The sequence below is a fragment of the Atlantibacter subterraneus genome (assembly GCF_007570865.1).
GTDB lineage: Bacteria > Pseudomonadota > Gammaproteobacteria > Enterobacterales > Enterobacteriaceae > Atlantibacter > Atlantibacter subterraneus.
In genome coordinates, this window is record NZ_VLPS01000001.1 from 857,303 (window position 1) to 877,605 (window position 20,303).

The following is a 20,303-nucleotide window of genomic DNA, read 5'->3' on the forward strand; positions in this document are numbered from 1 at the left end:
AGGGACGTTAAATCGCCCCAATCACCGGCGTGCGGGTAATGTATTCATCACCGTTAATCATTTTCGCGCCGCGGATATGCAGCGGATCGCCGTTAAAGGCTTCAATCACGGCGTTATCCGTTACCGTCACCTGGTTTTCGATCAATACGTTGCCGGTGACCCGCGCCTGACCGCTTATTTTTATCCGATCGTCGAGCTGTACCGGACCGCCGGTAATCACCGCGTCGTCGAACACGTGGACGTGATGCTTCAGCACACAGTCGCCTTCAATCACCGCATTGCCGAATACCTGCGAGCTGTAGCGGATGGTCGGGCACTGGTCGATTTCGTCACCGGCAACGATGCGCGCTTTACCGTAGATTTGCGCGCAGTCGCAGACCCAGACGTTGTTTTCGTCATTGCCTTCCAGAATCGCGCCTTCATAAACCGCGGCGCGGTGCTCAATAAACGCATGGTTTACCAGCGCCTGGCCATAAATTTGCGCCTGATGAACGATGCGCGACGCGTTAATCGTGGCGTTATCGTAGATTTGCAGCCGCTGGTCGCGATCTTCGGTTAACCCCACGGCAGCAATCACCTGGCTTTGATGCATGACCCGCGCATCGCCAAAAACCCGGCACTCGCCGCGCACCTGAGACGCCTGGATCATGGCGCGGTCATAAATCGCCGCGCCGTGGCTGATGTCCGCGCGATCTGCCCAGCAGCAATCGGTAAGCGATGCGCCATGGCTAATGGTGCAGGGCTGGGTAACGCGCGCGTCGCCGCTGATGACCGCCCCGGCGAAAACCGCGCTGTTATGATCGTAAATCCAGCAGTCGCCATGCTGGCTGAGATTGCTTTCTTCTTCTATCCAGCCGCCCAGGGTTCCCGCTTTGATATCGCTGAAGTCGCGCAGCGCTTCTATCTGGCGCAGGGTAAATTTGTGAGTGACGCCATTTTCCTGATATTCAACCGTTCTGGCGGCGTCCGTTAACCGGTATTTTTCCATGCTGCTGGCTCCGTTGTGCGCATGGACTAACCGTAGCAAATTTTTTTGGACCCTGCGGGTTATGGTAATTCGGCCACGACTCCCATAAAATGCATCTTAAATATATTTTTAAACTTTAAACAAAATGAGCAAAACCATTGCCTGGCAATCGGCCAGCGAATCATCCTCCATTCTCAATCTGCCTGCCGGATATTTCGGCATGGTGCTTGGCACCATCGGGATCGGTTTTTCCTGGCGTTACGCGGCAACTATCTGGCCGGTATCGCCGTGGCCCGGCGAGGGGCTGATCGCGCTGGCGACGCTGATATGGTTTTTGCTGGCGGTGGCGTTTATCTGGCGTCTTATTGCTCATCCGCAGACGGTGAAAGCGGAGATTCTGCATCCGCTGATGAGCAGTTACGTCAGCCTGTTTCCCGCCACCACCATGCTGGTGTCGATCGGTCTGGCTCCGTGGGTGCGCCCGCTGGCGGTGGGGCTGTTCAGCATCGGCGCGGTGAGCCAACTGCTGTACGCCGCCTGGCAAAACGCCGGGCTGTGGCGCGGGAAGCATCCCCATGAAGCCACCACGCCGGGGCTCTATTTGCCCACGGTCGCCAATAACTTCATCAGCACCATGGCCTGCGGCGCGCTGGGTTTTCACGATCTGGGGATACTTTTTTTAGGTGCCGGGGTATTGTCATGGCTGAGCCTGGAACCGGCGATTTTGCACCGCCTGCGCAGCGCGGGTGAGATGCCCACGCCGGTGCGCACCTCGCTGGGGATTCAGATGGCCCCGGCGCTGGTGGCCTGTAGCGCGCTGTTAAGCGTTAACGGCGGCGAGGCGGATATGTTTGCCAAAATGCTGTTCGGCTACGGCCTGTTGCAGGCGCTGTTTATGATCCGCCTGGCACCGTGGTATATGGCCCAGCCGTTTAATCCCACCTTCTGGAGCTTTTCGTTCGGCCTGTCGGCGCTCGCCACCACCGCGCTGCATCTCGGGCACGCCGTCCCGGGCGGCATTTTTGATTTTTTGGCGTTACCGCTGTTCGTCTGCAGTAACGTGCTTATCGGCCTGCTGCTTATCCGCACGCTGATTTTGTTGTGCCAGGGCAAATTATTGATTCGTACTTCTGTTTCTCATACTTCTAAGGAATCACTATGACCATTCGTGATGAAAATTATTTCACCGACAAATATGGCTTAACCCGCACCCATTCTGAAGTCATCGCTGCCATGCCTTACCTGACCCCTGGCCGGGTGCTGGATCTGGGCTGCGGCAATGGCCGTAACAGCCTGTATCTGGCGGCCAACGGGTTTGACGTCACCGCCTGGGACAAAAACCCGATGAGCATCGCCAATCTGCAACGCGTTGCAGAAGCGGAAGGGCTGAATAATCTGCAAAGCGACGTGCGCGATCTGAATAGCCTGAAATTTGACGGTGAATATGATTTCATTCTTTCCACCGTGGTGATGATGTTCCTTGAGCCGACCACCATCGCAGGGCTGATTGACAATATGCAGCGTTGCACCAAAAGCGGGGGTTACAACCTGATTGTCGCGGCGATGGATACCGAAGACTTCCCGTGCACCGTCGGCTTCCCGTTTGCATTCCGCGAGGGCGAGTTGAGCGGCCATTACGCCGGTTGGGACATCGTAAAATACAACGAAGAGCCTGGCGAACTGCACCGTACCGATGAAGCAGGCAACCGCATTAAATTACGTTTTGCCACCTTACTGGCGCGTAAGCCTTAATAAGCCGCTGGCGCGGACGCCACGCGCCAGCTATTTATTTTCTGCTAATTGCTTATTGTGCTAATTAATTTTTAACATATTAAATTCCATTTCATTTGCGTTAAAAATACCGCTGCTTTAAATTTGCACAGATAAAATCTTTTTTTTCTCAGATAGCTATTTATGCCTCACTTCGGTTTGCTGGCTTTGCTATAACTTGTCTGCTTATGTGCAATTACAGGTGCAAAAAATGAGAACCTCTTTATTTGTTAAGGCTTCGGTGCTTTGTGCAGCGCTCGCGCTTGCGGGCTGCGCGTCAAAAGTAACCTCACCGGAAAAATACTCCGGATTTTTGAAAGACTACTCCGGCTTACAGGAAACAACTTCTTCCACCGGCAAAACCGTGATGCGTTGGGTTGCACCTGATTTTAATCCGAACAATTACGACAGCATCGTATATAACCCGATTGTGTATTACCCGATTCCTAAACCCACCACCCAGATTGGTGAGAAGGTTCTAACGCAACTGCTTAATTACACGAATCAGCAGATGAAAGCGGCTGCCGCAGAGCGTAAGCCGCTGGTCGCCACCCCAGGACCGCGCAGCCTGATTTTCCGCGGCGCGATCACCGGTGTTGACAGCAGCAGCGAAGGTTTGCAGTTCTATGAAGTGGTGCCGGTTGCGCTGTTAGTAGCCGGGACGCAGATGGCCACCGGGCATCGCACCATGGATACCAACCTTTATTTCGAAGGCGAGTTGATTGATGCCGCGACCAAAAAGCCAGTATTTAAAGTGGTGCGTAAAGGTGAAGGCAAAGACCTGAACAATGAAAGCACCCCAATGGCTTTCGAGAACCTTAAACAGGTTATCGACGATATGGCGGCCGATGCCAAAATGTTTGATGTCACCAAAAAGCAGTAATTAAATTGGGGGAGTTCGCTCCCCCCGTTTTAACGTCATTGAATGCCTTAAGCGCTATTTTCGCCAGCCTCGCGCCATTCCCAGCACCGCATAACATATCCCACCGCCAATTAACCCCCAGAATGCCGAGCCAATTCCGCCCAGCGTAATACCCGACGCGGTAATTAAAAATGTCACAATCGCGGCGTCGCGCTCGGTTTCATGAGTGAGCGCCTGCTGCAGACTGCCGCCGATGGTGCTCAGCAGCGCCAGGCCCGCCAGCATCTGGATCCACGCCAGCGGCAGCGCCGTCATCAGCGCGGTGATTGCGCCGCCGAAAACTCCAGCCAGCAGATAAAAGCCGCCCGCCGCCGCAGCGGCCAGCCAGCGTTTATGCTTGTCTGGATGCGCGTCCGGGCTCTGGCAAATCGCCGCCGTGATCGCGGCGATACATACCGAGAACACGCCAAAAGGTGCCATCACCAGCGCAATTAACCCGGTCACCGTCATCAGCGGGGACACCGGCACCTGATAACCCGACGCCTTTAACGTTGCTACGCCTGGCGCATTTTGCGACGCCATGGTCACCAGGAAAAACGGCAGCCCGATGCCGAGTAAACTTTGCAGCGTGAAGTGCGGTAGGGTGAAGCCGGGTAGCGCCGGGGTGATATCCGCCTGGCTGGGGTGAAACTGCCCGGTGACCAGGCAAATTGCCAGCCCGGCAACCAGCGTTGCGACAATGGCGTAGCGCGGCGCAATCGCTTTAGCAATAAGCCAGGCAATCAGCATCACGCCGCACAGCAAAGCGTTAGCGGGCAGGGTGGCGAAAGCGTCGAGACCAAAACGCAGCAGAATTCCGGCCAGCATCGCGGCCGCCAGGCTGTGGGGGATCAGTTTCATTAGCCGGGCAAACAGGCCGGTAACGCCGCACAGCACAATCAGCGCGGAGGCAAAGATAAACACGCCGATCGCTTCATTCATCGTCACGCCATGCAGGCTGGTGGCGAGCAGCGCCGCGCCCGGCGTCGACCAGGCGGTCAGTACCGGAGCGCGATACCACAGCGACAGCCCCAGGGTACTGACGCCCATGGCGATACCCAGCGCGGTCATCCAGCCGGCGATCTGTTGCGCGCTGGCACCTGCCGCAGCCGCAGCCTGCCAGATGATTGCCGCAGAGCTGGCGTAGCCCACCAGCACCGCGACCAGCCCGGCCAGTAACGTGGGGAAAGAGAGTTGACGCATGGTGTGGTTCCGTTGTGCGTTATAGCGTCCACGGAAAATAACACTGTGCGCTATAACGCACAAGCAGTTAAACTGAGGTTTTTAACCATTGGGATACGTCATGGATATTGCCGCCCATCTTAGCGATACGCTGAAAGCGCTGCGCCAGGCGCGTGGCTGGAGCTTAACCCAGGCCGCCGACCAGACCGGGGTATCAAAAGCGATGCTGGGGCAGATCGAACGCCAGGAATCCAGCCCGACGGTGGCGACGCTGTGGAAAATCGCCACCGGGTTTAACGTGCCGTTTTCGGCGTTTATCGGCCCATCCGAGGCCAGCGAACGGCCCATTTACGACGCCCATCAGGGCATGACCGCCGAACCGCTGTTCCCGTTTGATGAACACCTCGGTTTTGATCTGCTGGTGGTCACCCTGGCCCCTGGCGCAATGAGCGAATCCACGGCCCACGAACTCGGCGCTATTGAACACGTCGTAGTAATTAGCGGCGAGTTGCAGTTGCGGCTACAGGGAGAATGGCAAACGCTGACGGCGGGAGAGGGACAGCGCTTCCACGCCGACCAGACGCATGCCTACCGCAACCAGACCGCTGAACCGGTGCGCTTCCATTCGTTAATCCATTACGCGCGGATATAAAAAAATACCGCAAGCGAGCTTGCGGTAGTAATAACGAACAATATAACCACACGACGATATGGGTATCTGATACAAGAAGGAATACGGCTTCACCTTAACGCGATTAGCCCCCTCGCCAAACCAACAAAAAACGCGAAGCATTGCCGCAGAATGGCAAAAGACAGGTAGTACTTCTGATCTGCCTGCCTTGTGACTACAATAGCCGCCATTTCAAATACTGGATAACGACAAAACATGCGCCTGCACTCCCATCATCTTGAACTTCTGAGCCCGGCACGCGACACCGCCATCGCCCGTGAAGCGATCCTTCATGGCGCCGACGCGGTGTATATCGGTGGTCCGGGCTTTGGCGCGCGCCACAACGCCAGCAACAGCCTGCGCGATATCGCCGAGCTGGTGCCGTTTGCCCATCGCTACGGCGCGAAGATCTTCGTGACGCTCAACACCATTCTTCATGATGATGAACTGGAACCGGCGCAAGCGCTGATTCACCAACTGTGGCAGGCGGGCGTCGATGCGCTGATTGTTCAGGACATGGGCGTGCTGGAACTGGATATCCCGCCGATTGAGCTGCATGCCAGCACCCAGTGCGATATCCGCAGCGTGGAAAAGGCGAAGTTTCTCTCCGACGTTGGGTTCTCGCAAATCGTGCTGGCGCGCGAGCTGAACCTCAACCAGATTAAAGCTATTCACGACAGCGTCGACGCCACCATTGAGTTCTTTATTCACGGCGCGCTGTGCGTGGCCTATTCCGGGCAGTGCAACATCTCCCATGCCCAGACGGGCCGTAGCGCCAACCGCGGCGACTGCTCCCAGGCCTGCCGTTTGCCGTACACCCTGAAAGACGATCAGGGCCGCGTGGTAGCGTATGAAAAACACCTGCTGTCAATGAAAGACAACGATCAGAGCGCCAACCTGGCAGCGCTGGTCGACGCGGGCGTACGCTCCTTCAAAATCGAAGGGCGCTACAAAGATATGAGCTACGTGAAAAACATCACGGCTTATTATCGTCAACTGCTGGATGAAGTGATGGAGCAGCGCGGCGATCTGGCGCGCGCGTCGGCGGGCGTGACCCAGCACTTCTTTGTGCCATCCCCGGATAAAACCTTCCATCGCGGCAGTACCGACTATTTTGTTAACGCGCGAAAGATTGATATCGGCGCGTTTGATTCACCAAAATTTATCGGCCTGCCGGTAGGCGAAGTGATGAAAGTGGCGAAAGACCACCTTGATGTCGACGTCAGCGAGCCGCTGTCAAACGGCGACGGGCTGAACGTGCTGGTGAAGCGTGAAGTGGTCGGTTTCCGCGCCAATACCGTGGAAAAACTCGCCGAGCGCCGCTATCGCGTCTGGCCGAACGACATGCCGGAGGCCCTGAAAACCCTGCGTCCGCACCATCCGTTGAACCGCAATCTGGATCACAACTGGCAGCAGGCGCTGCTGAAAACCTCCAGCGAGCGCCGGGTGGCGGTGGATATCGAGCTGGGCGGCTGGCAGGAGCAGCTTATCCTGACCATGACCTCCGAAGAGGGCGTCAGCGTTACGCGCACCCTCGACGGCGAATTCAGCGAAGCCAATAACCCGGAAAAAGCCTACAACAGCCTGCGTGACGGTGTCACAAAACTCGGTCAGACGATGTATTACGCCCGGGCGGTAACCATCAATTTGCCGGGCGCGCTGTTTGTGCCGAATAGCCTGCTTAACCAGCTGCGCCGTGAAACCAGCGAAGCGCTGGATGAAGCCCGTCTGGCGGCGTATCAGCGCGCAACCCGCAAAGCGGTGAGCGAGCCTGCGCCGGTCTACCCGGACAGCCATTTAAGCTTCCTGGCCAACGTTTATAACCATAAAGCGCGCGAGTTTTACCACCGCTACGGCGTGCAGCTGATCGACGCGGCGTTTGAAGCGCATCAGGAAAAGGGCGATGTGCCGGTGATGATCACGAAACACTGCCTGCGGTTTGCCTTTAATCTGTGCCCCAAACAGGCGAAGGGGTCGATAAAGAGCTGGAAGGCCACGCCGATGCAGCTGATCCACGGCGATGAAGTGCTGACGCTGAAATTTGACTGCCGCCCGTGCGAAATGCACGTTATCGGCAAAATCAAAAATCACATTCTGAAGATGCCGCTGCCGGGCAGCGGCGTGGTGGCGTCCATCAGCCCGGAAGAGCTGTTAAAAACCGTTCCGGGCCGCAAAGCCTGAAACAGCAGCGCCGCCTGAAAGGCGGCGCTGGCGTATTACGATTCCCCGTACAGGCTGATTAACCGGCGAGTAACCCCGTTGGTCCAGCCAAACCCGTCCTGCAACGGATACTCACCCCCGCCACCCAACTGCGGTGCGTAATCGGCGATGTGGTATTTCTCCACCAGCTTATTTTGCTCCATATACACGCGCTTAACGGTGCGCAGCCAGTTATGGGCAATAATGTCTGCCAGTGAATCTTCGCTGTAGTTTTTGAGACCCTGGATCGCCATCCACTGGAGCGGTGCCCAGCCGTTGGGTTTGTCCCACTGCTGGTCGCTTTCCACATCGGTCGCCAGAATGCCGCCCGGCGTCAACAGGCGCTCGCGCACGTTGACGGCGATTTTCTGCGCCTGCTCGTGCGTTGCCAGCCCGACATACAGCGGTACCACGCAGGCGGCAGAGAACGACGCCAGGCATTCGCGCCGCCAGTCGTAATCGCGGAAGGTGCCGGTGGCCTCATCCCACAGGTAGCGGTTCATGGCGCTGCGGCGCGCCAGCGCTTTTTCCCGGAAGCGGGCCGCCATCAGGGCGTCCTGCTTGAGACCGGCGATATTGGAAATCGCGGTTTCCAGCTTGTAGAGAAACGCGTTTAAATCCACCGGAATAAACTGGGTGGTGCGAATGCTCGCCAGGCGGTCCGCATCGCGCAGCCAGCGGGTGGAGTAGTCCCAGCCCGATTCCGCGCCCGCGCGCAGGTCGCGGTACACTTCGCTGGCCGGTCGGCCCGACAGTTTGGCGGTTTCCACGTCCTCATACCAGGATTCATCGCGCGGCGTATCACGGTCGTCCCAGTAGCGGTTGAGCAGCGCGCCGTCCGGCATTTTTACCGCGCGGCGATAGGCCTGGTTGAAATCCAGATTATCCGCGCCGTCCATCCAGAAAGCGTATTCCATCAGCAGATGGTCCAGATAGCGCCGCGCGCCGCGCACGCCATCCTCTTCAAACAGCTCGACCATCAGCGCAAACACCGGCGGCTGCGAGCGGCTGAGATAATACGTGCGGTTGCCGTTCGGGATATGACCGTAATTTTCGATCATCCACGCGAAGTTATCCGCCATGCAGCGCAGCAGATCGTTACGGCCGCTTTCGGCCAGCCCCAGCATGGTGTAATAGGAGTCCCAGTAGTAGGTCTCGCGAAATCGCCCCCCCGGAACAATGTACGACTGGGGCAACGGCAGCAGCGAGGAGAACTCAATATGCTCCTGCGGCTCGCGTGTCAGTACCGGCCACAGGCTGTCAATATGGTCTTTCAGGCTGCGATCCGGGTCGGAAATATACTCTTTGCTGTAGTCTTTCGGCAGATGAAAGTGATCGTGCACGAATTTTTCGAGGTTAAAACCCGGATAGCGTTTGGCACGACGATAGTTAAGTAAAATCGCCAGCGGCGTCATTTTGGGCGCGCAGTCGGCAAAAGTTTTGCTGTCCGGGAAAATACGCGAAGACTGCACGTTTTCATACAGCTCCAGATAACGATCCGCCGGGGTCAGCGCATCCGGAGCGGGCATGCCTTCGATCAGTTCGGGCAGCGGTTCCGCTTCGACCATCTCATCCAGCTTGAGCTCACAGGGATCGAACTCATACCGAACGTTTTCGTCGTAAGCTTCTGATTCCGAATATGTGAGTCGAGATGTCTGATTAAGCATACTAATAACAACCTCCAGAGTCGCTTTTTTTGAAAGCATTACTCTTAAGTTTAGCAAATGGATTTGTCGGGCCGGTAAGCGGCAAGAACTCAGGGCGCAAAGGCCGGTACAACTGACGCATCATGGATGCAAATGGGTAATAAATTCATTAATTTCGCTGCATTTTCACTGCATGGGGAAATAATCTGATAATTCACCCTGACTCGCCCCGGCCTGTCTGGCCATCAGCGCGAAGGCATAATTGTAACGCGTTTGCCTGGTGGAAAATCAAGCAACTTTTTCTACAAACGTCTCTATATTCGTAAATATTATGCGTTTTCCGGAAACACCCGGTAACCGGATATTAAACGCGGCTGGCTTTACCCGCAAAAATCGCCAACAGAGTCAGACAGTTCCTTTCTATACTGGACGGCAGCGTTAAATTTACTGGAATTACCATCCCTGGAGGTTTGTGATGAGTCATCTGTTTTCTGCGGGTCATCTTGGCGAGCTTGCCCTGAGCAACCGCATTATTATCGCGCCAATGTGCCAGTATTCCGCCGACAACGGCGCGCCGACCAGCTGGCACAGCGTGCATCTGGGCACGCTGGCGCAGTCAGGGGCCGGGCTGCTGATTATTGAAGCCACGTCGGTGACGCCGGAAGGGCGCATTTCGCCGTGGGATTTAGGCATCTGGAGCGATGAGCTGGGTGATGCATTGCAGCAGGAAGTCGAGAAAATCCGCCGCTGGTCGCCGATTAAGCTCGGCATTCAGTTAGGCCACGCGGGCCGCAAAGCCTCGGTGGACGCGCCGTGGAAGGGCGGTAAAACGTTGTCGGATAGCGAAGGCGGCTGGGAAACTCTCGCGCCGTCGGCGCTGGCGTTTGGTGAATACCGCGCGCCAAAGGCCATGAGCGCAGAAGATATCGCCCGAATTAAACAGGCGTTCGTTGACGGGGCGCGCCGTTCGCAAAAGGCGGGTTTTGACCTGATCGAACTGCATGCCGCCCACGGCTACCTGCTGCACCAGTTCCTGTCGCCGCTGTCGAACCAGCGCACGGACAATTACGGCGGCAGCCTGGAGAACCGCATCCGGCTGGTGCTGGAGATCTTTGATGAAGTAAAAGCCGCCGTGTCGCTGCCGGTGGGCGTGCGCATCTCCGCCACCGACTGGGCAGAAGGCGGCTGGGATATCGACAGCTCGATTCAGCTGGCGAAAGCGCTGGAAGAACGCGGTAGCGCCTATATTCACGTCTCCTCTGGCGGGCTGTCCCCCGCGCAGCAGATCGCCATTAGCCCGAACTATCAGGTGCCGTTCGCCCAGCAGATCCAGCAGCAGGTCAAGACGCCGGTTATCGCCGTGGGGCTGATCACCGAACCGGAGCAGGCGGAAGCGATTATCGCCACCGGACAGGCGGAGTTTATCGCCCTGGCGCGTGGGATCCTGTTTAACCCGCGCTGGCCGTGGCATGCGGCGGCGAAGCTCGGCAGTAAAATCGCCGTTGCCCCGCAGTATCAGCGTAGCGAGCCGCATCACCTGCGCGGGCTGTTCTCAGTGTGAGCCGTTAATTCTGGTGCGTCCCCGGTTTGCGGGATTTAGCCCAGTAATGATGTTCCCGCACATCCAGCGCTGCCTCTTCGGCGGCGCTTCTTATTTCATCGCTGTCTGCACAATGGCGCAGCGTGGTATCTGCGTTTTGTACTTTATAGAAAACATGTCCGTTGCGCTGTGCCGCGCTCTGGCCAGAAAAAAGCGCCGCGCATAACAGCAGGGCGCTTATCAGCTTCTTTATCATCAGGTTGCTCCGGTTCACGGGTGGCGCTAATTTCGCAATAATAACGTAGGGTTATTATTGCGAATATTAAAAGCCTGCAAATCCTGCGTCAGTTTTGCAAAGTCTCACGAAGAAGCGTGTTGGTTGCCATTGGGTTGAGGTTGTCCCTGATTGACAGCGCGATCTAGTGGGATTTAAACCCGGCCGCCGCCATAATCACCCGGAAAAACAGCCCCACCGCCGCCAGCGTCAACACGCTGCCGCCCCAAATCACTGCCAGCCAGAACAGGCGTTTCGACCAGAGTATGGTTTTCATCAGTGATACCCCTCACCGTGCTGCACCTTGCCGCGAAATACGTAGTAGCTCCAGAAGGTGTAAATCAAAATAACCGGAATAATCAGCAGCGCGCCAATCAGCATAAAGCTGAGGCTGGAGGCGGGCGCGGCGGCCTGCCAGATGCTGATATGCGGCGGAATGATCTGCGGCCAGATGCTGATCCCAAGCCCGCTAAAGCCGAGGAAAATCAGCCCCAGCGTCAGGACAAACGGCAGCGTATGGCGGCGGTTGTCCATCACGCTGCGCCACAGCCAGAAACTGAAGGCGGCGACCAGCAGCGGCACCGGCAGCAGCCAGAACAGATTGGGCAGGCTAAACCAGCGCGCGGCGATATCCGCATGGGCCAGCGGCGTCCAGAGACTGATCCCGGCAATAATCGCCAGTAGCGCCAGCAGCAGCGGGCGGGTCAGGGCGCGCATCCGCTGTTCGAGCGGGTTTTCGCTTTTCATCACCAGCCAGGTCGCGCCGAGCAGAGCGTAGGCCACCACTAAACCTATACCGCAGAACAGATTGAACGCCGTCAGCCAGCCCAGCGTTGAACCGCTGAAGGCGCGCCCGGTGACCTCAAACCCGCTGACCACCGCCCCGACTACCACGCCCTGGCAGAAGGTCGCCAGAATCGAACCGGCCATAAAGGCTTTATCCCAGAACGGGCGGTGGCCCGGCGTGGCTTTGAAACGGAATTCGAACGCCACGCCGCGAAAAATCAGCCCAATCAGCATCAATGACAGCGGAATGGTCAGCGCATCAACAATCACCGCGTAGGCCAGCGGAAATGCGCCGAACAGCCCGGCTCCGCCCAGCACCAGCCAGGTTTCGTTGCCGTCCCACACCGGGGCGACACTGTTGACCATCACGTCGCGATCGTCGTTATCGCGGATAAACGGAAACAGAATGCCAATCCCCAGATCGAACCCGTCCATAACGATGTACATCAGGGTGGCGAAAACGATAATCACAAACCAGATAATCGCGAAATCAAACATCATACGGCCTCCCCGGAGGTGGTTTGACTGGCGGCGGAGAGCGGTCGTGCAGGCGTGCCGTTGACCGGCGGCAGCGCGTCCTCGGGCTGTGGGCCTTTCTTAATTAGCCGCACCATGTAGCTGTACCCAACGCCGAATACCGACATATACACCACGAAAAACGCCAGCAGGCTGATGCTCATATGCAGCGTGCCGTGAGCCGAAACCGCATCCTCGGTACGTTGCAGGCCATACACCACCCAGGGCTGGCGGCCCACTTCGGTGGTCACCCAACCCGCGAGAATGGCGATTAATCCCGAGGGTCCCATCCACAGCGCAAAACGCAGGAACGGGCGTGAGGTGTACAGCCGCTGTTTGTAGCGCAGCCAGACTGCCAGCGCCCCGAGCAGCAGCATCAACATGCCCAGCCCGGCCATAATGCGGAACGACCAGAACACAATCGGCGAGTTAGGGCGGTCGGCTTTGGGGAACTCTTTAAGGGCCGGAACCTGCTTATCCAGACTGTGGGTCAGAATCAGGCTGCCGAGCGCCGGGATCGCCAGCCCATAGCGGGTGCGCTCCTGCTCCATATCCGGCCAGCCGAACAGCAGCAGCGGCGTTGGCTCGCCGGGTGGGTTTTCCCAGTGGCCTTCAATGGCGGCGATTTTCGCCGGCTGATGCTTAAGCGTATTCAGCCCATGCATATCGCCCACCAGCGCCTGAATCGGCGCGACGATAAGCGTCATCCACAGCGCCATTGAAAACATGGTGCGAATGGCGGGGGTGTTGTTGCCGCGCAGCAGATGCCAGGCCGCCGATGCGCCGACAAACAGGGCGCTGCTCAAAAACGCGGCGATGGTCATATGGAACAGACGGTAGGGGAAGGACGGGTTGAAGATCACCGCAAACCAGTCCACCGGCACCACCTGGCCGTTAATGATTTCGTGCCCCTGCGGCGTCTGCATCCAGCTATTCGAGGCCAGGATCCAGAAGGTGGACATCAGCGTGCCCAGCGCCACCATACAGGTCGAGAAAAAGTGCAGCCCCGGCCCGACCTTGTTCCATCCGAACAGCATCACGCCGAGAAAACCGGCTTCGAGGAAGAACGCGGTCAGCACTTCATACGTGAGCAACGGGCCGGTAATACTGCCCGCGAACTGGGAAAATCCGCTCCAGTTAGTGCCGAACTGATAGGCCATCACCAGCCCCGACACCACGCCCATTCCGAAGTTAACGGCGAAAATTTTTGACCAGAAGTGGTACAGCGAACGCCATACCGGGTTTTTAGTTTTCAGCCACATACCTTCCAGCACCGCCAGATAGCTGGCGAGCCCGATGGTGATGGCCGGGAAGATGATGTGAAAAGAAACGGTAAACGCGAACTGTATTCGCGCCAGGTGAAACGCATCCAAATCAAACATGTCTGGCTCCTGACAATAGCTCTGGCGGGAGAATAGGCCCAGACGAGGCGGATTATTAGAAACAGTGGCGGAGTATTTAGGTATAACAGTTGTTAGGGTATGGCTATTTTTACAATTTGTTATGGTTACCGCACGGGTATTTCTACATAACTTAATCAAAATCACTGACGCAAACGTGCAAAGGTTAAAATAATGTTGTTCATAAGTTCAAAATGAAATCATAAGAACTTAAATTTCGACTGATATTTAGTGATTATGATCACGATAAATTGTGTAATTTGGAAAATAACGGTTAATGATCGTTTACGTGATTGTGATCACTGGTTAATTTCTACGCGCTCTGCTTAACTAAATGCTCACTTAATGAACATATGAACGGTGCGTGTATGGAAAACCCAATCAGCATTGCGAATACCACCAAAATGACCAAAGTGCGTTGGCAAACATTTGTTCTGTTACTTTTTGTCGGGGCGCTAAGTTATATCGATCGTATTTCTCTCTCTATCGGGATGCCGCTTATCGCGAAAGAGTTCGATTTAAGCCCGCAAATGCAGGGGCTATTATTAAGCTCGTTTTTCTGGACCTACGCGTTATTTCAAATTCCCGGCGGTTGGCTGGCGGATAAAATCGGGCCGCGGCGGATATTAACCTGGGCGGTGACGCTGTGGTCGGTGTGCCAGTTAGCGACAGGGCTGGCGCTGAATTTCACCATGATGCTGATCGCCCGGCTGGGATTAGGGGCAACGGAGGCACCGCAATATCCTACCGGGGCAAAACTGGCGGCGCTGTGGCTACCGTTAAAAGATCGCGCGCGGGGCGCGGTATTAATGGATTCCTCCTCCACGCTGGGCGCGGCATTTGGCAGTTTAATTGTTGCCGGGCTGATTAGCTTATTAGGCGGCTGGCGCGAATCCTTTATTGCGGTGGCGATTATTACTGCCGGGGCAGGCTTCGTGATCCATCGCTATATTCGCGATAAGCCGGAACAGCACCCGAAAGTCAATGAACTGGAAGCGCAATATATTGCCGAAGAGCACCGCAAAGAAGACAGCCAGGAAGAACAAAAAACCTTGATTGGCAAACCGGCTAATTTCCTTAAACACCGCACGTTCTGGTTTATGGCCGTTGGTTTTATGACCGCTAATATGCTGTTCTACGGATTATTAACCTTCGGCCCGCTCTATTTATTCCAGGCACGCGGCCTCGATATTCATGGCTTAGCCAGCGCGTCGTTCTTTATCTATATTTCCGGTTTCTTCGGCGAGAACTTTGCCGGCTGGCTGGCGCAAAAAGGTTTGCGTCGCGGCTATCGCCAGAACGTGGTAATGCGCACGCTGCTCGGCATCTCGGCGGCCATCGCTACCATGGCGATTTTCGCGGTGGCCTTTGTGGAAAGCGCCAACGCCGCCATTGTGCTGCTGGCGGTGACGCTGTTCTTTGGTCGCTTCCTGGGGCTGTACTGGTCGCTGCCGGGCACCCTGACCGTGCGCAGCCAGGCGGGTATCCTGGGCGGGATGATGAATATGTTCTCTAACGTTGGCGGGATCATTATTCCCCTGGTCACTGGCGTGGTGGTCAGCATGACCGGTTCTTATTTCGCAGCGCTGATCCTGTTTGCCGCCTGCGGGCTGTGCTACCTGGTGTGTAGCCTGTTAATTAATTATGAGAAAAAGTTAGTGCTCAGCGAGGAATAAGTTATGTCACTGGAGACGTATAAGCTACTGGCGTCATCGCTTTTTAAACGAGACGGCAAAAGCAAAATAGAACAGGTGCCGAGCATTGCCGATATGCGCCTGATGGCAAAACGCAATGTGCCAAAAATGATCTTTGATTTTGTCGACGGCGGCGCGGGGCATGAAATTACGCTGCGCCATAACGAAAGCGATTTTCAGCGCGTATTTTTTAATCCGCGCTCGCTGGTGGATGTTTCAAAACAGGATCCCTCCGCTCACTTTTGTGGGCGGGATTTTCCACTGCCGATTATTCTCGGTCCGGCAGGGCTGGTGCGCGTGGTGGGAAATAAAGGTGAAGTCTCAGCGGTAAAATCCGCCGGGAAACGCGGCCTGGTTTATACCATCAGCACCTCGTCGTCTTATTCCATTGAGGATATTAAGCAGGTGGCCCAGGGGCCGTTATGGTTTCAACTCTATTTATGGCGCAATAAAGAAATCGTTGACGGGTTAATTGAGCGGGCGGCAAAGGCCGAGTGCGACGCCATCGTATTAACAATTGATGTCCCGCTAAACGCTAACCGGTTACGCGATTTGCGTAACGGGATGTCGATTCCCCCAAAGATTACCTTTCGCAATGCCTTTGAGGCGATGACCAAACCGCGCTGGCTAATGGACATTACCTCCGGCGATCCCATTGGCTTTCGTAATTTCGTCGGGATTGCTGAAGGGAATAGCGCATTATCGCACAGCGAATTTATTAATAAGGAGCTGTCGAATCTCTCCGCGACCTGGGAGGATTTAAAAAAGCTGCGCGAACGCTGGCCGAAAAAGCTCTATATCAAAGGGATCCTGACGGTGGAGGATGCGCTGAACGCGGTCAACTGCGGTGTGGATGGGATTATCGTCAGCAATCACGGCGGCAGGCAGCTCGATTCAACGAAAAGCGCGGTGAGCTGTTTACCGGCGTTAAAGGCGGCGGTCGGGGACAGGTGCGAAATTTTCCTCGACGGCGGGATCCGCTCCGGCGTGGACGTCATCAAAGCGCTGTGCATGGGCGCAGATGCGGTTACGCTCGGGCGCAGCTGGGTTTGGGGTGTCGCGGCGGGTGGCGAGAAGGGGGTCGATCGGGTGATTGATATCTATCAGGAAGAGATTCGCCAGACCATGATCCTGCTGGGCGTCAGCAATCTGTCGGAACTCAACGAAAAGATGATTACCCTCCCGGCGGAGTGGCAATCCTGAAGCATGCGGCTGGTTTCCCAGCCGCAATAAACTTATTTAACGCTTACGGTCAGCGTATGCGGCACTTTGCTGCCTTTACGGGCAGTGGCGCGGGTCTGGAAGACCTGAACGGTATACTTACCGCTGGCTGGCAGTTTTGCAGTCCAGTCACCGCCGACGTAGCCGGAACCTAACGCCTCCGCAGCGCCCGGCGTTGCGCCTGGGCCAAACACGTTGAAGTTGGCATTATTGCTGCCAGCAATTTTCACCGTCATCTGCTGGCCCTGTTTTGCCGTAACGGTGTAGTTGATGCTGTCGTACCCGGCAAAAGTGCCTTTCATCTGGGCGCTGGACGTGCCTTTGGCGAACTGTACCGGTACCGTGGTGACTTTATCCGCAGCCAGAGCCGGCGCGGCGAGGAAACAACATAACAGTGAGCTGGCAATCAATTTTTTCATGAATCGCGTTCCGTTGGAGTGTTTTACTTACCTGAAGCGCAGTGTATCCCTGGAACATGATATATCAATGCGAATCATTGACCGTAAAAATGTTCAGGATTGTTCTCAGTAAAAAACGCCTTTTCTGTTAGTGGCAGCCGAATAAGTTGTTAATCGCTTTTGCTGCCGCTCGCAGAGGGTTGCGATATTGTTATACTCCTGCCACAAACGGGAGGGACCATGAAGAAATACCAGCGGCTGGCGCAGCAGATTATCGATCAAATTGAATTAGGCGTCTGGCAACCGGGCGACCGGCTTCCCTCCCTGCGCGAACAGTGCGCCAGCGGCGACATCAGTTTTATGACCGTCAGCCACGCCTACCAGACCCTGGAAAGCCAGGGCGTGATTGTGGCGCGCCCGCAGTCCGGCTATTACGTTGCACCGCGCCCGACCACGCCGTCCCGCGCGCCCGCCGCCCAGGTGATGCGCAATGAAGCGGTTGATATCAATACTTATATTTTCGACGTCTTACAGGCCAGCTGCGACGCCAGCGTGGTGCCGTTTGGCTCAGCGTTTCCCGATCCGCGTTTGTTCCCGCTGGCTCAGCTCAACCGCTCGCTGGCGAACGTCAGTAAAACCGCCACCGCCATGAGCGTGATCGACAATCTGCCGCCGGGCAATGAAGCGCTGCGCCACGCCATCGCCCGGCGCTATGCCCAGCAGGGGATTAACGTCTCGCCGGATGAAATCGTGATCACCGCCGGGGCGCTGGAGGCGCTCAACCTCAGCCTCCAGGCTGTGACGGAACCGGGCGACTGGGTGATTGTTGAGAATCCCTGTTTTTACGGCGCGCTACAGGCGCTGGAGCGGCTGCGTTTAAAAGCGCTGTCGGTGGCAACCACCCCGGAAAGCGGTATCGATCTGGCCGCCCTCGAACAGGCGCTGAATGAGTACCCGGTGAAAGCCTGCTGGCTGATGACCAACAGCCAGAATCCGCTGGGCTTCACCCTCAGCCCGGAAAAGAAAGCGCAGCTGGTAGCGCTGCTGACGCGTCATAACGTGGCGCTGATCGAAGACGATGTCTACAGCGAGCTGTACTACGGGCGGGAAAAACCGCTGCCTGCGCTGGCATGGGATACCCAAAGCCAGGTGCTGCACTGCTCGTCTTTTTCCAAATGCCTGGTGGCGGGCTTTCGCATCGGCTGGGTGGCCGCAGGCCGCCACGCCCGGCGGATCCAGCAGCTACAGTTAATGAGCACACTCTCCACCAGTTCGCCAATGCAGCTGGCGCTGGTGGACTATCTGGCCTCCCGGCGTTATGACAACTATCTGCGTCGTCTCAGGCGTGAACTGGCGCAGCGCAAGCAGCAGGCATGGCAGGCGCTGTGCCGCCATTTACCGCCGGAAGTCAAAATCCACCGCAGCGAAAGCGGCTATTTCTTATGGATAGAATTACCTGAAGGGCTGAATGCCGGGCAGCTTAGCGAACGGGCGCTGGCCCATAAAATCAGCATCGCGCCGGGCAAAATGTTTACCACCGAGCGCATTTACGACAGCTATTTTCGCTTTAACGCCTCCTGGGCGTGGGGCGACAGAGAAGAGCAGGCGGTAAAAACGCTCGGCGCGTTAATCGGTGAATTATCAAAACAAAGCGCTGAATAATGATTTATGCATATTGAGTGATTATTTTCTCTTTTGCTGAATAACTTATTTTCAGCGATTAACAATATCGTTCTGGTTTAATGATGGTTATTTTCAGGAATCTAAAAAATAACCGTCATAGGAAATGTTGATATCTACAAAAAAAGCTAACTCCCTGTCTACACTCTAAAAATGCTTTCACGGAATTTGCATGAAATAGTGCGCGGTTTGTCACATCCTTAATAAATTCCTGGCAATTAACAGGAATGGTTTTAAGGCGAAGGCTATTTTTTTATTGGGACATAATTTTACGGCAAGGCTGCCTGATACGACTTCAGACAGGAGTACTGGTTTATGAATAAAAAATTTGCGCTGAGCACATTGAGTGCGCTGTGCCTGACCGTGCTTACCGCTCAGGCTGCCGACAGCGATGCTAAAGGGGAAGGGCGACTGGATATTATCGCCTGGCCGGGATACATCGAACGCGGTCAAACCGATAAACAGTACGACTGGGTAACCCAGTTCGAGAAAGAGACCGGCTGCGAAGTGAACGTGAAAACCGCCGCCACCTCTGATGAGATGGTCAGCCTGATGGCGAAAGGCGGCTACGACCTGGTGACCGCCTCCGGCGATGCTTCGCTGCGCCTGATCATGGGCAAACGCGTTCAGCCTGTCGATACCAGCAAAATTGCCAACTGGAAAAACGTCGACCCGCGGCTGGTGAAGGGCGAATGGTTTAACGTCGACGGCAAAGTGTACGGCACGCCGTATCAATGGGGCCCAAACCTGCTGATGTACAACACCAAAACCTTTACCACCCCGCCGGATAGCTGGGCCGTGCTGTTTGTGAAGCAGGATTTGGCTGACGGTAAATCCAACCAGGGCCGCGTACAGGCCTATGATGGGCCGATTTATATCGCCGACGCCGCGCTGTATCTGAAAACCGCGCAGCCGGAGTTAAAAATCAACGATCCGTACCAGCTCACCGAAGAGCAGTACCAGGCGGTACTGAAAGTGCTGCGCGATCAGCATCAGCTGGTGCATCGCTACTGGCACGACACCACCGTTCAGATGAGCGATTTCAAAAACGAAGGCGTGGTTGCCTCCAGCGCCTGGCCGTATCAGGCCAACGCCCTGAAAGCCGAAGGCCAGCCTATCGCCACCGTGTTCCCGAAAGAGGGCGTTACCGGCTGGGCCGATACCACCATGCTGCACGCTCAGGCAAAACACCCGGTCTGCGCCTACAAGTGGATGAACTGGTCGCTGACTCCGAAAGTGCAGGGCGACGTGGCCGCCTGGTTTGGCTCGCTGCCTGCGGTGGTGGAAGGGTGTAAAGCCAGCCAGCTGCTGGGTGATAAAGGCTGTGCAACCAACGGTTTCGACTATTTCGATAAGATCGTGTTCTGGAAAACCCCGGTTGCCAACGGTGGGAAGTTCGTTCCGTACAGCCGCTGGACGCAGGACTATATCGCCATCATGGGCGGACGCTAAGCGGGGT

18 protein-coding genes are annotated in these 20,303 nt (G+C 56.1%); 10 read left to right on the forward strand and 8 right to left on the reverse strand.

Going from position 1 to position 20,303, the window contains the following annotated elements; genetic code table 11:
- Positions 1–7: 7 nt before the first annotated feature.
- Positions 8–988: a YdcK family protein gene (ydcK, locus tag FND52_RS04175; protein WP_144129522.1), complete on the reverse strand. Its 981-nt coding sequence runs from the start codon at positions 986–988 to the stop codon at positions 8–10.
- 124 nt (positions 989–1,112) lie between these two features.
- On the opposite strand from ydcK, the gene tehA reads away from it, so the two are divergent.
- The 3 genes from tehA to FND52_RS04190 all read left to right on the forward strand — a co-directional run bounded on the left by tehA (position 1,113) and on the right by FND52_RS04190 (position 3,620).
- Positions 1,113–2,129 carry a dicarboxylate transporter/tellurite-resistance protein TehA gene (tehA, locus tag FND52_RS04180; protein ID WP_144129524.1) on the forward strand — a complete coding sequence of 339 codons (1,017 nt, stop codon included), beginning with the start codon at positions 1,113–1,115 and terminating at the stop codon, positions 2,127–2,129.
- Complete coding sequence (gene tehB / locus FND52_RS04185; RefSeq protein ID WP_125294465.1) at positions 2,126–2,719, forward strand: tellurite resistance methyltransferase TehB; 594 nt, start codon at positions 2,126–2,128, stop codon at positions 2,717–2,719. The genes tehA and tehB overlap by 4 nt, the downstream gene beginning before the upstream one ends.
- A gap of 229 nt (positions 2,720–2,948) precedes the next feature.
- Entirely contained in the window at positions 2,949–3,620 is a 672-nt protein-coding gene (locus FND52_RS04190) for a DUF3313 domain-containing protein (RefSeq protein WP_144129526.1), read from the forward strand.
- Between the two features lie 54 nt (positions 3,621–3,674).
- On the opposite strand, the gene FND52_RS04195 is transcribed toward FND52_RS04190, so the two are convergent.
- Positions 3,675–4,841, reverse strand: coding sequence for a benzoate/H(+) symporter BenE family transporter (locus FND52_RS04195; RefSeq protein WP_144129528.1), 1,167 nt, complete (start codon positions 4,839–4,841; stop codon positions 3,675–3,677).
- Positions 4,842–4,941: 100 nt separating this feature from the next.
- Between FND52_RS04195 and FND52_RS04200 the strand changes: the two genes are divergently transcribed.
- Both FND52_RS04200 and FND52_RS04205 read left to right on the forward strand, forming a co-directional pair.
- Complete coding sequence (locus tag FND52_RS04200; RefSeq protein ID WP_144129529.1) at positions 4,942–5,472, forward strand: helix-turn-helix domain-containing protein; 531 nt, start codon at positions 4,942–4,944, stop codon at positions 5,470–5,472.
- A 234-nt stretch (positions 5,473–5,706) separates the two neighbouring features.
- A complete protein-coding gene (locus FND52_RS04205; protein WP_144129531.1) occupies positions 5,707–7,671 on the forward strand; it encodes a peptidase U32 family protein in 1,965 nt (654 codons plus the stop codon).
- Positions 7,672–7,706: 35 nt separating this feature from the next.
- On the opposite strand, the gene treF is transcribed toward FND52_RS04205, so the two are convergent.
- Positions 7,707–9,356, reverse strand: a complete 1,650-nt coding sequence (treF, locus tag FND52_RS04210; RefSeq protein ID WP_125294470.1) for an alpha,alpha-trehalase TreF — start codon at positions 9,354–9,356, stop codon at positions 7,707–7,709.
- 454 nt (positions 9,357–9,810) lie between these two features.
- Here treF and FND52_RS04215 point away from each other — a divergent pair, with 454 nt between their 5' ends.
- Positions 9,811–10,896, forward strand: coding sequence for an NADH:flavin oxidoreductase/NADH oxidase (locus tag FND52_RS04215; protein ID WP_144129533.1), 1,086 nt, complete (start codon positions 9,811–9,813; stop codon positions 10,894–10,896).
- A 4-nt stretch (positions 10,897–10,900) separates the two neighbouring features.
- On the opposite strand, the gene FND52_RS04220 is transcribed toward FND52_RS04215, so the two are convergent.
- The 4 genes from FND52_RS04220 to FND52_RS04235 all read right to left on the reverse strand — a co-directional run bounded on the left by FND52_RS04220 (position 10,901) and on the right by FND52_RS04235 (position 13,833).
- On the reverse strand, positions 10,901–11,131 hold the full coding sequence (locus FND52_RS04220; RefSeq protein ID WP_144129535.1) for a DUF2554 family protein: 231 nt from the start codon (positions 11,129–11,131) through the stop codon (positions 10,901–10,903).
- A gap of 163 nt (positions 11,132–11,294) precedes the next feature.
- Positions 11,295–11,426: a DUF2474 domain-containing protein gene (locus FND52_RS04225; protein WP_125294473.1), complete on the reverse strand. Its 132-nt coding sequence runs from the start codon at positions 11,424–11,426 to the stop codon at positions 11,295–11,297.
- Complete coding sequence (gene cydB, locus FND52_RS04230) at positions 11,426–12,436, reverse strand: cytochrome d ubiquinol oxidase subunit II (RefSeq protein WP_144129537.1); 1,011 nt, start codon at positions 12,434–12,436, stop codon at positions 11,426–11,428. Before cydB ends, FND52_RS04225 begins: the two co-directional genes overlap by 1 nt.
- The gene (locus FND52_RS04235) at positions 12,433–13,833 is read right to left on the reverse strand and encodes a cytochrome ubiquinol oxidase subunit I (RefSeq protein WP_144129539.1); all 1,401 of its coding nucleotides are present in this window, start codon (positions 13,831–13,833) and stop codon (positions 12,433–12,435) included. The genes cydB and FND52_RS04235 overlap by 4 nt, the downstream gene beginning before the upstream one ends.
- 386 nt (positions 13,834–14,219) lie before the next feature.
- Between FND52_RS04235 and FND52_RS04240 the strand changes: the two genes are divergently transcribed.
- Complete coding sequence (locus FND52_RS04240; RefSeq protein ID WP_125294476.1) at positions 14,220–15,527, forward strand: MFS transporter; 1,308 nt, start codon at positions 14,220–14,222, stop codon at positions 15,525–15,527.
- 3 nt (positions 15,528–15,530) lie between these two features.
- Positions 15,531–16,748 carry an alpha-hydroxy acid oxidase gene (locus FND52_RS04245; RefSeq protein WP_144129541.1) on the forward strand — a complete coding sequence of 406 codons (1,218 nt, stop codon included), beginning with the start codon at positions 15,531–15,533 and terminating at the stop codon, positions 16,746–16,748.
- Positions 16,749–16,780: 32 nt separating this feature from the next.
- Here the strand turns inward: FND52_RS04245 and FND52_RS04250 are convergent, their stop codons facing one another.
- Entirely contained in the window at positions 16,781–17,185 is a 405-nt protein-coding gene (locus FND52_RS04250) for a g-type lysozyme inhibitor (protein WP_125294478.1), read from the reverse strand.
- A 219-nt stretch (positions 17,186–17,404) separates the two neighbouring features.
- Here FND52_RS04250 and FND52_RS04255 point away from each other — a divergent pair, with 219 nt between their 5' ends.
- Both FND52_RS04255 and ydcS read left to right on the forward strand, forming a co-directional pair.
- A complete protein-coding gene (locus FND52_RS04255) occupies positions 17,405–18,826 on the forward strand; it encodes an aminotransferase-like domain-containing protein (RefSeq protein WP_144129543.1) in 1,422 nt (473 codons plus the stop codon).
- A gap of 333 nt (positions 18,827–19,159) precedes the next feature.
- Positions 19,160–20,296, forward strand: a complete 1,137-nt coding sequence (ydcS, locus tag FND52_RS04260) for a putative ABC transporter substrate-binding protein YdcS (protein ID WP_125294480.1) — start codon at positions 19,160–19,162, stop codon at positions 20,294–20,296.
- Positions 20,297–20,303 lie beyond the last annotated feature (7 nt).